Source organism: Streptomyces sp. NPDC001852 (genome assembly GCF_042891825.1).
Taxonomy (GTDB): Bacteria; Actinomycetota; Actinomycetes; order Streptomycetales; family Streptomycetaceae; genus Streptomyces.
On record NZ_JBIATN010000014.1, the window covers coordinates 90,866 to 104,026 of the forward strand.

At 71.1% G+C, this 13,161-nt stretch carries 12 protein-coding genes; 4 read left to right on the forward strand and 8 right to left on the reverse strand.

Annotated features, from left to right (window positions below):
- Positions 1-40: 40 nt before the first annotated feature.
- Genes ACFYZB_RS24475 through ACFYZB_RS24490 form a run of 4 tightly spaced genes read right to left on the reverse strand, consistent with a single transcriptional unit; the run spans position 41 to position 4,337 of the window.
- A complete protein-coding gene (locus tag ACFYZB_RS24475; RefSeq protein ID WP_388762272.1) occupies positions 41-571 on the reverse strand; it encodes a low molecular weight phosphatase family protein in 531 nt (176 codons plus the stop codon).
- 25 nt (positions 572-596) lie between these two features.
- Entirely contained in the window at positions 597-2,198 is a 1,602-nt protein-coding gene (locus ACFYZB_RS24480; protein ID WP_388762274.1) for a polysaccharide biosynthesis tyrosine autokinase, read from the reverse strand.
- 37 nt (positions 2,199-2,235) lie between these two features.
- A complete protein-coding gene (locus ACFYZB_RS24485; RefSeq protein ID WP_388762276.1) occupies positions 2,236-3,309 on the reverse strand; it encodes a hypothetical protein in 1,074 nt (357 codons plus the stop codon).
- Entirely contained in the window at positions 3,306-4,337 is a 1,032-nt protein-coding gene (locus ACFYZB_RS24490) for an NAD-dependent epimerase/dehydratase family protein (RefSeq protein WP_388762277.1), read from the reverse strand. The genes ACFYZB_RS24485 and ACFYZB_RS24490 overlap by 4 nt, the downstream gene beginning before the upstream one ends.
- A 237-nt stretch (positions 4,338-4,574) precedes the next feature.
- Between ACFYZB_RS24490 and ACFYZB_RS24495 the strand changes: the two genes are divergently transcribed.
- A complete protein-coding gene (locus tag ACFYZB_RS24495; protein WP_388762279.1) occupies positions 4,575-5,165 on the forward strand; it encodes a sugar transferase in 591 nt (196 codons plus the stop codon).
- Between the two features lie 13 nt (positions 5,166-5,178).
- Here ACFYZB_RS24495 and ACFYZB_RS24500 read toward each other — a convergent pair whose 3' ends face one another.
- Positions 5,179-6,072 carry a hypothetical protein gene (locus tag ACFYZB_RS24500; RefSeq protein ID WP_388762282.1) on the reverse strand — a complete coding sequence of 298 codons (894 nt, stop codon included), beginning with the start codon at positions 6,070-6,072 and terminating at the stop codon, positions 5,179-5,181.
- A 344-nt stretch (positions 6,073-6,416) separates the two neighbouring features.
- Between ACFYZB_RS24500 and ACFYZB_RS24505 the strand changes: the two genes are divergently transcribed.
- Genes ACFYZB_RS24505 through ACFYZB_RS24515 form a run of 3 tightly spaced genes read left to right on the forward strand, consistent with a single transcriptional unit; the run spans position 6,417 to position 10,052 of the window.
- Positions 6,417-7,259 carry a glycosyltransferase family 2 protein gene (locus tag ACFYZB_RS24505; RefSeq protein ID WP_388762675.1) on the forward strand — a complete coding sequence of 281 codons (843 nt, stop codon included), beginning with the start codon at positions 6,417-6,419 and terminating at the stop codon, positions 7,257-7,259.
- A gap of 4 nt (positions 7,260-7,263) precedes the next feature.
- On the forward strand, positions 7,264-8,586 hold the full coding sequence (locus ACFYZB_RS24510; protein WP_388762285.1) for a hypothetical protein: 1,323 nt from the start codon (positions 7,264-7,266) through the stop codon (positions 8,584-8,586).
- Positions 8,583-10,052 carry an oligosaccharide flippase family protein gene (locus ACFYZB_RS24515; protein ID WP_388762287.1) on the forward strand — a complete coding sequence of 490 codons (1,470 nt, stop codon included), beginning with the start codon at positions 8,583-8,585 and terminating at the stop codon, positions 10,050-10,052. Before ACFYZB_RS24510 ends, ACFYZB_RS24515 begins: the two co-directional genes overlap by 4 nt.
- 82 nt (positions 10,053-10,134) lie before the next feature.
- On the opposite strand, the gene ACFYZB_RS24520 is transcribed toward ACFYZB_RS24515, so the two are convergent.
- Genes ACFYZB_RS24520 through ACFYZB_RS24530 form a run of 3 tightly spaced genes read right to left on the reverse strand, consistent with a single transcriptional unit; the run spans position 10,135 to position 13,071 of the window.
- Positions 10,135-11,277, reverse strand: coding sequence for a glycosyltransferase (locus tag ACFYZB_RS24520; RefSeq protein WP_388762289.1), 1,143 nt, complete (start codon positions 11,275-11,277; stop codon positions 10,135-10,137).
- Positions 11,278-11,296: 19 nt separating this feature from the next.
- Positions 11,297-12,082, reverse strand: coding sequence for a WecB/TagA/CpsF family glycosyltransferase (locus ACFYZB_RS24525; protein WP_388762291.1), 786 nt, complete (start codon positions 12,080-12,082; stop codon positions 11,297-11,299).
- The gene (locus tag ACFYZB_RS24530; RefSeq protein WP_388762293.1) at positions 12,076-13,071 is read right to left on the reverse strand and encodes an NAD-dependent epimerase/dehydratase family protein; all 996 of its coding nucleotides are present in this window, start codon (positions 13,069-13,071) and stop codon (positions 12,076-12,078) included. Before ACFYZB_RS24530 ends, ACFYZB_RS24525 begins: the two co-directional genes overlap by 7 nt.
- Between the last annotated feature and the right edge of the window lie 90 nt (positions 13,072-13,161).

Sequence of the window (13,161 nt, forward strand, 5' to 3'; positions counted from 1 at the left end):
GCCCTCCCCCCGGCGCGCGCCGGAAGGGCGGCGCACGACGTCACGGCGCCAGGATTCCCGCCAATGTCCGGACCGCGTCACGGACCTCCAGCGCCCGCGCCCGGTGCACCTCGGGCGGGGCGCCGACCGGGTCGGCGATGCCGTCCGTGTCGTCCGGCGGGGGAGGCACCGCCCCGCGCCGGGACGCGGCGAGCCGGACCGCCTGGTGCGGGGTGCCGGGGTCGGTGCCGTCCGTGAGCCGGAGGAACTCCCGGAGGGTGAAGCAACGGCGCAGCGCCAGCGGGCTGAGCCGCACCGCGGCCTCCCGGTGACACCGCTCCAGGCCGAGCACCAGGTCGGCCCGTTCGACGTGTCCGGCCTCCAGCGCCCGCGCGGTGAACTCCCGTGCATCCCCGCCCAGTTCGGCGAGGATCGAGCGCGTCACGGGGTCCAGTGCGGCCGGCCGGGCCTCGGTGCCCGCGCTGCGCACCCGGAAGCGGGGGTCCGGGAGCGCAGCGGCGAGGAGGCGTTCGGCGATGGGTGAGCGGTGGCGGTTGCCGGTGCAGATGAACAGCACCTCGAAGCCGGTCACCGGGCCCGTCCCGCGACGTGCCGGCTCATGTACCCGCCGAGTCGGATCGCGAGGCGGACGTAGCGGGCTCGGCGGACGCGACGGACGCCACGGGCTCGGCTGACACGACGGCCTCCGAGGCTTCGGAGGACTCAGAGGACTCGGCTGATGCGACGGACCCGGCGGACTCGGCGGACTCGGCGGGCGGCACGGATTTGGCGGACGGCACGGACTTCTCGGTCACGGGTGCCGGGCGGGGTTCGGGGACCTCCGCGGCGCCGTAGCCGTAGCCATAGCCCTTGCCCTTGAGGGCGGAGGACATGCTGAACACGGTGCCGAGGACGCGTACGCCGATCCGGCTCAGCGACTCGGCGGCGCCGCGGATCTGGTCCCGGCCGGTCCTGGAGGCGCGCACGACGAGCAGAGCCCCGTCGGCGAGCGGCGCCAGGCCGATGGTGTCGGCGACCGGGAGCAGCGGGGCGCTGTCCACGATGACCACCTCGTAGTCGTCGGCGAGTTCGCCCAGCAGCTCCTTCATCCGGCCGCAGGAGAGCAGCTCGGTCGGGTTGGGTGGCACGGCCCCGCTGGTCAGCACCGCGAGCTTGCCGTCGGCCTGCTGAACGACGTCCTCGACGCCGGCCTTGCCGATGAGCACCGTGGTGAGTCCGGCGTCCTGGACGAGTCCGAACGTGCGGGCGACGGCCGGGCGGCGCAGGTCGGCGTCGACGAGACAGGTCCGGATTCCGGCGTCCGCGAGGGAGAGGGCGAGGTTGACGGCCGTGGCGGTCTTGCCCTCGCCGGGGACCGGGCTGGTCACGACGATCACCCTGGGCCGGTCGTCGACCTGGGCGAACTGGAGGTTCGCGCGCAGCTTGCGGAAGGCCTCGGCGCGCACGGAGGTGCCGGCCGCGACCCTCTTCTGGGAGGCGCTCTTGTCGTACGGGATGGAGCCGAGGACCGGCAGCGAGGTGAGTTCGCCGAGCGCGTCGCTGGTCTTGATGGTGGTGTCGAGCGCCTCGCGCGCGGCGACGATGCCGGCGCCGAGCACCAGCCCGCCGAGCAGTCCGGCGGCGAGGTCGAGCAGGAGTTTCGGGGAGACCGGCCGGTGCGGCACGTCGGCCTGCTGGGTGACGCCGAGGGAGACCGGGGAGAGGGTGGAGAGGGTGGAGACGGATCCGTTGCCGGGTTTGCGGGGTTCGGGTGCGCGCTTCGGGGTCTCCAGCCGCTCGACGACGGTGACGAAGTGGTCGGCGACGGCGTCGGCGATCCTGGCCGCCCGTTTCGGCGCGGTGTCGCGCACCGCGATGTTGATGAGAACGGTGTTGAGCGGGGCGTCGGCGGTGATCCGGGAGGCGAGTTCGTCCGGCGTGGTCCTCAGCCGGAGTTCGCGGATGACGGGCTCGGTCACCTGACGGGTGGCCACGATCGCCGCGTACGACTGGACCCGGGCCTGCGAGAAGCTCTGCCCCTGGTTCAGTTCCGTGGTGTCGGCCCCGCTGCGGGTGGCGACGAAGAGCTGGGTGCGGGCCTCGTAGACCGGCGTGCTCGCCAGAGTGGCAGCCTCGCCCGCGCCGATTCCGAGCAGCAGGCAGATCAGGACGGTCGGCCAGCGTCTGGCGAGTACTTTGAGATATCCACGCAGGTCCAATGTGCACCCCTCACAGGGCTAGAAATGTCCGATTCGATTACACTCGACACCATTTGCGCCGCCCAGAATAGGGTTTGAGCTGCATGAACCTCCCGTAACCCGCTCGAAGCCGCCGGTGAAGGCGGTCGTCCATGCCCTCGCGCAGGACCCGTACGGCGGCCTCGACCAGGCCGGCGCCGGGGCGTGGCGGCCGGACCGACATCAGCGTGGCGACCCGTTGCCGGAACTCCCCGGCGGGCGAGGTCCAGAACCACGACGAGGGGTCGATCGCGTGCGGATACAGTCGCTGGAAGCCGCGGTCCTTCTCGAAGCACAGGTTCCACAGGGTGAGTTCGTCGACGACCTCGTGCCGCTCGGGACAGCGCAGCCACGGCACGGTCGAGAGACAGCGTGTGTACGCGCTCAGCTCCGCCACCGGTACACCGCGCAGCGCGTAGTTCATGAAGTGCTCGTCGGTAAAGAACGCGCGTCTGCCCTGCCGGTGCCGGTCGAGGCCGAGCCGCCAGGCCCGCTCGACCCGTTCCAGCAGGACCGGGAGGTGGCGCTCGGGCACGACGTAGACGGAACCGCTGAACACCTCGTGCCGGCCCGTGCGTTCACCGAGGTCGCGGTGCATGTCCTCGCAGAGCTCCCAGTACCAGCTCCAGCGCCGTGACTCGGGCCGCATCAGCGCCGGTTCGTACTGGGCTCCCACCCGGTCCCCGACCTCGACCAGCATGGCGTCGAGCGGCCGCATGCACAGCACGTCCGGCTCGCTGAACACCAGCGTCCCGCCCCGCGCGGCCAGCGCCTGCATCGCGTCCAGGTGGTAGAGGGAACTCGCCCAGCCGGTGCCGAGTCCTTCAGGCGGGCGGTGTGCGAAGGGGGCGAGGACCGTCTCCACCCCGATGCGGTCCAGCTGCCCCGCGTACGGCTCCGGCAGCGGCTGCGCCGTCACCAGGACGAGATCGGCCTCCGGGTTCCACCGGCGCACGGACCCGAAGGCGGAGGCCATGCAACGGAAGTACGACAGGGCCGGCTCCTCCCCCGGTCGCCCCCGGCACTGGGCGCTCTCGGCCTTCGGCATCCGCACGAAGGCCATGGCCACCGTGACCCCGGCGTCGCCGGTCACTCCTGCCTCGCCAGCGCGGTCCGGGCGTCGTCCGCGCGGCTGCCGGCGTCGTCCGAGGGGACGGCAGGCGCGGGTACGACGGTCGGGCCGCACCCTGCCTCCATGCGGCCCGCGAACCACTCGATGGTGCGCAGCAGTCCCTGTTCGACCGGCGTGGCCGGCTGCCAGCCCAGCTCGGACATGGCCAGGCGGATATCGGGCCTGCGCCGCCTGGGGTCGTCCGTGGGCAGGGGCACGTGCACGATCTCGGAGTGCGAACCGGTGAGCCGCCGGATCCAGTGGGCGAGTTCGAGCATGGTGACCTCGTGCGGGTTGCCGAGGTTCACCGGTCCGCCGAAGGATGCCTTCAGCATCCGCAGGACGCCGTCCACGAGGTCGTCGACGTAGCACAGCGAGCGGCTCTGCGAACCGTCTCCCGTCACCGTCATCGGGTTGCCCTCGAGCGCCTGCCGGATCAGCGTGGGCACGACGCGTCCGTCGTCGTGGCGCATCCGGGGCCCGAAGGTGTTGAAGATCCGCACGATCCCGGCATCGGTGCCGCGCGCCCGCCGGTGGGCCGTCGTCAGCGCCTCGGCGCACCGCTTGGCCTCGTCGTAGCAGCTGCGCGGGCCGACGGGGTTCACATGGCCCCAGTACGACTCCGGCTGCGGATGCACCTGCGGATCGCCGTACGCCTCGGACGTCGACGCCAGCACCATGCGCGCGCCCTTGGCCGACGCCAGTTCCAGCGCGTGCCGGGTGCCTTCCGTGCCGACCCGCAGGGTGGCCAGCGGGTGCCGCAGATAGTCGGCCGGGGACGCCGGGGAGGCGAAGTGCAGTACGGCATCGACGGGACCCTCGACCTCCAGACCGCGAACGACGTCACAGCCCACCAGCTCGAATCTTCGATGCTCTGTCAGACTCGCGATGTTCTCTGGACTTCCGGTGAGGAAGTTGTCGACGCACACCACCTCGTAGCCGACGTCCAAAAGCCGTTCACAGAGATGAGAACCGATGAATCCGGCGCCTCCGGTCACCACCGCACGCATGCCCGCTTCCTTTCTGGTTCGCCACCCCCTTCCGACGGAACACATCATCTGACGGATGTGTCCGGAAAGCCGGGCTGAACTGCCGGAACCGACGCCCCGATCTCCCACGAACGGACCTAATACAAAGAGGATTTCGTGTTGTCGGCGTGGCACCCCTTGCACATCATGCGAAAGTCCGACCAGAAGCTGGGATTTCATGACGATAGCCAGGCAAATCCACGAATGGATGCGACCCGTATGCGAACCAAGCGCCTCGTCGACGTGACCGCGAGTCTGATCCTGATCGCCCTGGCGGCACCCCTCTGCCTCCTCATCGCCTTCGCCGTCGCCACCACCTCACCGGGCGGTGTGCTCTTCCGGCAGGTACGGGTCGGTCGGGGCGGCCGTCCGTTCAGGATGCTGAAGTTCCGCACCATGTACGCGGGCGCGGAGGGTGCCCGCTCCTCGCTCGCCGCACGCAACGAGACGGACGGTCACCTCTTCAAGATGCGCGACGACCCCAGGGTCACCCCGGTGGGACGGCTGCTGCGACGGCTGTCGCTGGACGAACTTCCCCAGCTGGTCAACGTGTTGCGCGGGGAGATGTCACTCGTGGGGCCCCGCCCGCTGCCGCTGTCCGACTCCGGCTACGCCGGACCGGCCCGCGCCCGGCTCGCCGTGCCGCCCGGCCTGACCGGGCTGTGGCAGGTCAGCGGCCGCTCGAACCTGTCGTGGGGTGAGATGGTCCGGCTCGATCTGCACTATGTGAGGCACCGGTCGCTGAGCATGGACCTCACCATCCTCGCCCGGACGATTCCGGCGGTACTCACCGCACGAGGGGCCCACTGACCGGGGCGGGGGCTCAGCGCGGGCGCAGCGACGCCGTCAGCTGCACCATACGGGTGTACACGGGCCTCAGCCGGCCCTGCATCCGTTCCGTCGTGAGTTTTTCGACGACATCGCCACACGCGTTGAGCAGAGCGCGCTGTGGCGTCCGCCGGGTGACCGAGAGCATCGCTCCGGCCCGCCTGCGGAACTCCTGGGGGGAGGACGTCCAGAACCATGACCGCGGGTCCACGGCGTCGCGGTACATGCGCTGGAACCCCAGATCCTTCTCATGGGGAAGATTCCACAGCGTCAGTCCCAGGATGATGTCGCGGTCGGTGAGGTATCGCCGGTAGGGCGCGGTGGGAATGACCCGGACATCGCTGCTCATCTCCCGGACAGGAGTGCCGCGCAGCGCATAGTTCATGAAATGCTCGTCCGTGAAGAATCCTCGCTCGCCCTGCTCGTGCCGGGCCATCGAAAGTTGCCACGCCTTGTCGATCCGCTCGCCGAGGACCGGTGCCCAGCGTTCGGGAATGACGTACACCGAGGCGTTGAAATATTCGTGGTCCGCCGTCGGTTCACCGAGTTCGATGTGCATCGGCGTGCACAGTTCCCAGTACTCGTCCAGCTTCCTCGTCCCTGGCTTGGCGCAGTCCTCGAGGCGTTCGCGTTGCGCGCCCACGGCATCGCCCACGCGCGCGATCAGCCGGTCCAGCGGTCGCACACACAGCACGTCGGGCTCGGTGAACACCTGCACGCCAGCCCTGCCGCGCAGCGCCCGCATGGCGTCGAGGTGGTAGAGGGAGGCCCCCCACACCCTGGCGTAACCCTCCGGGGGCCGGTGGGCGAACGGGGTCAGCAGAATCTCGACGCCGAGGCGGTCGAGTTGCCCACTGAACGGCTCCGGCGGAGGGTCGTTGGTCACCAACACGAGGTGGGCGTCCGGGTTCCAGCGGCGCACCGAACCGTAGGCAGAGGCCATGCACCGGTAGTACGTGTACGCCGGTGGCTCACCCAACCGGCCACGGGCGTAGGGGCTCTGGGCTGACGGCATCCGCACGAAGGCCATGGCCACGGTGACGTCGTGCGACGAAGAACTCTCGTTCATTCCCTCTTGCTCCAGGACACACGGGCGGCACGCACATCGCCCGAAGACGGCATAAAAGGACTTGTATGTCAGTTTTAGGTGTATATGTAGCAGAGCTTTCGCTCCCCGTCCGAGACTGCTTGCTCCAAGGAGCCCATGTGGACGTGCCGTGCATCGCCGTACTGATGACCTGTCACAGCCGCTGCGACAAGACGCTTGCCGCGCTGGAGTCGCTGGAACGGCAGCGGAACCTTCCGCCCGGCACATCCGTGCGTGTTCACCTGGTGGACTCGGCGAGCACCGACGGCACCGCCCGGCGCGTCGCGGAGCGCTTCCCGCACGTCGAGGTGACGAGCGTCGGCGACGACGTCTTCTGGGGCGAGGGCATGCGCATCGCCTCCGACCGCAGCCTCGACCCCCAACTGACCCCCTGGACCCACCAGTTGTGGCTCAACGACGATGTCGTGCTCGCCGACGACGCGCTGGCCATGCTGCTCGACACCGACCGCGAGGTCGGCGGAAGAGCGGTGGTGGTCGGGGCTGTTCACTCCTTCGACCGCGCGCGCACCACGTACTCCGGGTCGCGGCACACCGGTCGCCCCTGGTGGCACCCGTACCGGCACGACGCGGTGCTGATCGAACCGAGCGGGCGCCCGGAGAGCTGCGACACGCACCACGGCAACGTGGTGCTCGTACCCCGCCCGGTGTTCGACCGCGTGGGCCCCATCGACCGGCGGTTCCCGCACAGCATGGGGGACAACGACTACGGCTACCGCGTCCGGCGCGCCGGCCTGGGCGTGTTCGTGGCACCCCGGCACGCGGGCGCCTGCGACGACAACCCTCCGCTGACCGGGTCCAGGGAACCCGGCATCGGCGTGCGTGAGGCGCTGCGCCGGGTCACCTCGCGGCGCGAGCTGCCGCCCCGCGCGTGGTGGGCCTACTGCGCCCGGCACATGGGACCGTACGCGCCGGTCCTGATGTTCTCGCCCTACGTCAAAACCGCCCTGCGCGCGATGCGGAGCCAGTGATCCCGTGCCGATCGCACACGACCCCGCCAGCGTGATCCTCGCCTGCGGCGCACTGGCCGCCCTCGCCCTCCTGGTAGCCGTGTTCGTGCGGTTCCCGGCGACCGGCATCGGCCTGCTCATGGCAGGACAGTGCACCGCGCTGGTCTTCGGGTCTCCCACCGCGGTCGTCTGCGGCCTGAACCTCTCGTCGGTGGACATCCTGGTTGCCGCCGCGATGCTGGCGACCGGAGTCAATCTCGCGCTGCACCACCGCGGGCACCCGAACCTTCAACGATGCCTCCTCTGGGTGCTCTGTGCGGTCGTGCTGGGCTCCCTTCTCTCCGGCATGGCCACACACGGGCTGCAGACCGCCGGAAACGACGCACGCGTGCCGTTCCTCTGGGTCTTCGGTCCGGGCCTCTACGTCGTCACCGCGCGGCCCTCCCAGGATCTGACGGTCGTTGTCGTGCGCACCTGGACCGCCATGGCCACGCTCTACGCGGTGAGTACGGTGGCGTGGTGGTGGAGGTTCGGGGTCGGCTCCAGTTCCTCCCAGGTGATGGTGGCCGGCCACCTCGTCAGCGGGCGCGGGCTGCCCGCCGCGGCGGCACTCCTCATCGCCCAGGCAGCGGTGATGCGGCTCGCGTTGCGCGGCACACGCCCACGGGCCCTGCTCCTGACGATCCCCCTCCTGCTCGTCGTCCTGCTGATGCAGCACCGCTCCGCGTGGACCGCCACCGCCGCGATGATCTCCGGATGGCTCCTGCTGCGCCCCGGACGGGTCGTGCCGAAGGCGATCACCGCCGCCGCCACGGCTCTCGTCGGGGTGATCGCCGTCGCCGTCGCCACGGCCCTGCCCACCAGTCGGCTGACCGTGGACCTCACCGAATCCGCATCGGACGGCAGCTCCTGGCACTGGCGGGTCATGGGATGGCAGCAGCTGATCGGCCGCCTGCACGGGCCGCGCGACTGGCTGTTCGGCCTCCCTTTCGGCAGCGGATACGAACGCTTCACCGGCACCGTCTTCACCGGGGTCAACCCGCACAGCTACTACGTCCTCATGCTGCTCAGGACCGGAATCGTGGGTCTGGCCCTGCTCTCGCTCATCGTCGTCACCTCGCTCGGCGCCTGCGGCCTGCGCACCCGTGCCGGACTGCTGATGTGGCTGCTGGCCGCCGGCGAAGTGGCCTTCTCGCTCACCTATGAGCCGTCGCTCCCCGACGGCCTGCTGCTCGGGCTGCTGGTCCGGTGTGCCGCACAGGCCACCGCCGGGCCGCCCCTGCCCGCGCCCAGGAGGAGGAGTGTCCCCCCGGCAGCGGACGCGCCCCTGCCCGAGCACGTGGCATGAGCCGCATCCCGACCGCCGCCGGACGGGACCCGTCCGGCGCCCGCGGCGTCCTCTCCGTACTGGCCTGGAACTCCTCCGGCGCGATCGTCGGCACGGTCCTCCAACTCTGCTACACCGCCTACACGGCCCGCCTGGTGCCCCCCGGCGCGTACGGGGCCTACGCCGTCTCGTCCACCCTCATGACCCTCCTCGGGCCGTTGGCCTTTCTCGGACTGGGCACCTATCTGCTGCGCGCCGAGCGGCTGACCCGGCAGACGGTGCGCAGCGCATGGAAGGTGTCGGCGGCGACCGGCGTGCTGTGCTGTGCGGCGGTGCAGGGCGTCACCCCCCTGTGTGTCGCTGCCTGGCACCTGCCCACGGCAGGGCCCCTGCTGCGACTGGCCGGACTGCAGTTCCTGGTCCAGCCCGCGGCGGCGGTCGCGGTGGCGGCGTTGCGGCGGCTCGGTCACGGCCGCTTCTCGGCCCTGACCGAACTGCTCGGCGGGGTCTGCGGAACGGTCACGGCCGCCGCTCTGCTCGCCCTGGGCTGGAACCCCTACGCCCTGGCGGTGTCTTCGGCCCTGAGCGCCGTGTACACGCTCGCCCTGAGCGCGCCCCGGCTGGCCCGCGCGGCGGCGGAGGACGGGCCACCGGTGCCGTTCCGCTCCATGCTCGGTCTGTCCAGCGCGTTCGCCGGGTACAGCCTGATCCAGTTGCTGACGCTCAGCGCGCCGATCTGGGCGGTCACCCGCGCCCTCGGCGCCACCGCCGCCGGACAGCTCTCCCGGGCGTCCCTCACCTGCGCCCTGCCGGGCGACATGCTGTTCCACAGCCTGCACCGGGCTGTCACGCCGACTCTGGCCCGTCGCAACGGCGACGGTCTGCCGCTCGGGCCCGCTGTCCGGGACGTGCTCAGCGCCGCTTCCGCGCTGTCGTTCATCGCCTTCGGCGCACTCGCCGGAGTCGGCCCGGCCGCCCTGCGACTGCTCCTCGGCCCGGGCTGGGAGACGGCCTGCGCACTGGTACCGGTCCTCGCCGTGGGAGCCGCGTTCTCCATGCTCTATTCCGTCTGTTGCGTCGTGGACGAGGTGCGCAAGGTCATGCACAGACTGCTGCGTATCCAACTGGCCGTCACCAGCATGACGGTGGCCACCGCCGTGGCCGCGGCGACGGCGCGCGATCTCACACTGACCGCCACCGCCGTCGCTGTCGGCACCGGCGTCGGCCATCTGCTGCAACTGCGCAGTTGGCAACGGGACGGTCTGTGCCGTCCACGCGCGCTGCTCCGGCCCTACCTCGTGCACGCCGCCGTCGGCACGGCGCTGTGCGCGAGCGGTCTCGCCGGTGCGTCGCTGAGCAAGACGCCCGTTGCCGCGACCTGTTGTTCGGTGCTCGGCATGGTCCCGGTGGCCCTGTTCTGCCTGGCCCTGCGCCGACGGATGCCCCTGTACATGCTCGCGGCCCGACGTGGCCTCGTGTCCCCGTAGGCCGAGGCAGCCCGCGGGGGAGCAGAGCGAGGGGGGCACCCTTCACCCGGCCGACGGCCGCGTGTCCGACACGAGAGCCGGGTCAGCTGCTCCGGTGCGGCCCGGTGCTCTTCCGCGGCGAAACCAGCCGCCGGTAGATCCCCACGTGCTCGGCCACGCCGCGTGCCATGCCGAAACCGGCCCGCACCGCGGCGGCCCGGGGGCCGCGTTCGGCGGGCGGCAGTGCCGCCGCCTCGGTGAGGGCCCGGGCGAGGGGCTCCGGCGTGACGTCGGCCAGGACCACCGCAGGGCCGGCGTCCGCCATGCCGCGCAGGCCCGGCACGTCCGCGAAGACCGCCGGGAGCCCCGTGGCGAGGGCCTCCAGGGCGGCGATGCTCATGCCTTCGTGCCGGGACGGCATGGCGTAGGCGTCGGCCGCGTGCAGCGCCTCCAGCGGGTGCCGGACGCCCAGGAAGCGCACCCGGTCGGCGACGCCCAGCCGGTCGGCCAGCCGGCGTTCGCTTTGCTCCGCGTCCTCCTGACCCACGTGCAGGTACACCAGACGCGGCGGAGCCGCCGGGTGCGCCAGGGCCTCCAGGACCGCCTCGTGGCGCTTGACGGAGGAGCAGTTGCCGACGCTGACCACCACGAGGTCGTCGTCCCCGAGGCCCAGCGCCTCCCGGGCCCGGGCCCGCTCCTCGGGCGTCGGTGGCGTGAACACGGGGTCGTACCAGTTCTCCACCACCCGCGCCGGATTGCCGAAGCGGCGGCGCTCGTTGGCCGCCACATCCGCGCTGACGGCGATGTGGACGACGCCCAGCGCTCTGAGCACCGCGCGCTGCACGATGCGCTTGGCGCGTGCCTTGCCACGGAGCGGAAAGACGTTGTGCACCGTGCTGGCCACCGTCGCCCCGGTGCTGAGCGCGGCCAGGGCGAGCCAGAAGTTCACCGGCTCGTCGTGGAGGTGGACCACGTCGTATCCGCCGGCCCTGACCCGCCGTCTGAACCGGATCACGAGACGCCACAAGGGGCTCATCGCCTCATGGCTCACGCCGTAGCCGGCCGCGCGCAGATCGGTGGCGAAGGCGCCGACGGCCGGGGCCACGGCGATGACGTCCGCCTCGACGCCGTGCTCCTTCCACTGGGCGGCCGCTCCGCGCAGCATGACCTCGGCGCCCGACGGGCGCAGTTCGTTCAGGGCGTGCAGGACGCGCAGGCACGCCCGCGCACCAGGCCTGTCCTCCATCACCACCTCCGGGGCCGCCTCATGCGAGGACTTCCACGGCCGTCGTCAGCCGGGGCGGACGCAGGGTGATCCGCGCCAGGTAGGCGGGGTTGTTGCGCAGATAACGGCGCCACAGGCGGCGCGGCTCCTTCGCCAGCCGGTAGGCCCACTCCAGGCCGCGCTGCTGCAACCAGCCGGGGGCCTGGGTCTTGAGTCCGGCGTGGAAGTCGAAGGCGGCCCCCACCCCGATCAGGGCGGACGCCTGAAGCCGGTCGCGGTGTTCGGCCATCCACCGTTCCTGCTTCGGGGTGGACAGCCCCACCCAGACCAGATCGGCGCCGGAGGCGTTGATGGTCGCGACGACCGCGTCCGACTCCTGCGCGGTGAGCGGCCGGTACGGCGGCGCGTACGCACCCGCGATCTTCAGCCCGGGGATGCGTCCCACCAGCCGCTCACCGAGCAGTTCGGGCACGCCCTCGGCCCCGCCGTACAGGAAGGAGGACCAGCCTTCCGCCGCGGCGCGTTCGAGGACCGCGAGCATCAGGTCTGGCCCGTAGACACGGCTCATCCAGGTCGCCCCCGCACGGTGGCCGGCCCACACCATGGGCATGCCGTCGGGGACGGTGAGGCCCGAGTCGTTGTGGATCCGGCGCAGCACGGGGTCGCGCCGGCACTCCATCACTCCGTGGACCCCGGTGACGCAGACATAGGACCGTTCGCCGGTCTCGATCCAGCGGGCGATCTCCTCGACGGCCGAGTGCGAGGAGACGGCGCTGATGCCGACGCCCAGGACGTCCACCCGCGGGTGCTGCCGGGCGGTCAGCATGTGACGGGGCGGCCGTCGAGCTGCGCCTTCACCTGGTCGTACACCCAGCGGTAGGTGGCCTCCAGGCCCTGCAGCAGCGGGGTCTCGGGCGTCCAGCCGAGCTCCTTGGAGATCCGGGTGTTGTCGCTGTTGCGCCCGCGTACCCCGAGCGGACCGGGGACGTGGCGGTGGTGCAGCGAGACGCCCGCGATCTGCTCGACCATCGAGTACAGCTGGTTGATGGACACGAGTTTGTCCGAGCCGATGTTGATCGGGTCGGTGTGCTCGCTGCGGGTGAGGCGCAGGGTGCCCTCGACACAGTCGTCGATGTAGGTGAAGCTGCGGGTCTGCTCGCCGTCACCCCAGATCTCCACCTCGCCGCTCCCGGTGAGCACGGCGAGGGCGACCTTGCGGCACGCGGCGGCGGGCGCCTTCTCCCGGCCGCCCGTCCAGGTGCCGTACGGGCCGTAGACGTTGTGGTAGCGAGCGGTGCGGGTGGCCAGCCCGTAGTCCTCGCGGAAGTGGCGCGCCATACGCTCGCTGAACAGCTTCTCCCAGCCGTAGCCGTCCTCGGGCATGGCGGGGTAGGCGTCCTCCTCCCGCAGCGGGAGCACGTCGGCGTCGGTCTGCTTCTCCGCGGCGTACACGCAGGCGGACGAGGAGTAGAAGTACCGGCCGGCACCGGCGTCCCGGGCCGCGAGGAGCATGTGCGTGCTGGAGAGCACGGAGAGCATGCAGGCGGCCTTGTTGTTCTCGATGAAGCCCATGCCGCCCATGTCGGCGGCGAGGTGATAGACCTCGTCGGCACCGCCGTCCAGGACCGCCGCGCAGGTCTCCCGCAGGGAGACGTCGCCCACCACGTTCTCCGCACCGGCGTGCAGTTGGTACCACTCGTGGAGCGGCTTGCGGTCGACGGCCCGCACGCTGCGCCCCTCGGCCAGCAGGACACGCGTCAGCTGTCCGCCGATGAAGCCTCCGGCACCCGTCACCACTGCGCCGATGCCACCCATTGGCACTCCTTTAGCTGTTCCTTACTACGGACAGGAGATACCATGCGTGGCTAAATAGCTCATATCACTGCATTGAGAGAGCGCACTGCG

What these genes read in the sequence shown, in the direction of transcription:
- ACFYZB_RS24525 (WP_388762291.1), bottom strand. Translation starts at nt 12,082, where the DNA reads ATGCTGACCGCCCGGCAGCACCCGCGGGTGGACGTCCTGGGCGTCGGC.
- ACFYZB_RS24505 (WP_388762675.1), top strand. Translation starts at nt 6,417, where the DNA reads ATGACCTGTCACAGCCGCTGCGACAAGACGCTTGCCGCGCTGGAGTCG.
- ACFYZB_RS24515 (WP_388762287.1), top strand. Translation starts at nt 8,583, where the DNA reads ATGAGCCGCATCCCGACCGCCGCCGGACGGGACCCGTCCGGCGCCCGC.
- ACFYZB_RS24530 (WP_388762293.1), bottom strand. Translation starts at nt 13,071, where the DNA reads ATGGGTGGCATCGGCGCAGTGGTGACGGGTGCCGGAGGCTTCATCGGC.
- ACFYZB_RS24490 (WP_388762277.1), bottom strand. Translation starts at nt 4,337, where the DNA reads ATGCGTGCGGTGGTGACCGGAGGCGCCGGATTCATCGGTTCTCATCTC.
- ACFYZB_RS24495 (WP_388762279.1), top strand. Translation starts at nt 4,575, where the DNA reads ATGCGAACCAAGCGCCTCGTCGACGTGACCGCGAGTCTGATCCTGATC.
- ACFYZB_RS24520 (WP_388762289.1), bottom strand. Translation starts at nt 11,277, where the DNA reads ATGGAGGACAGGCCTGGTGCGCGGGCGTGCCTGCGCGTCCTGCACGCC.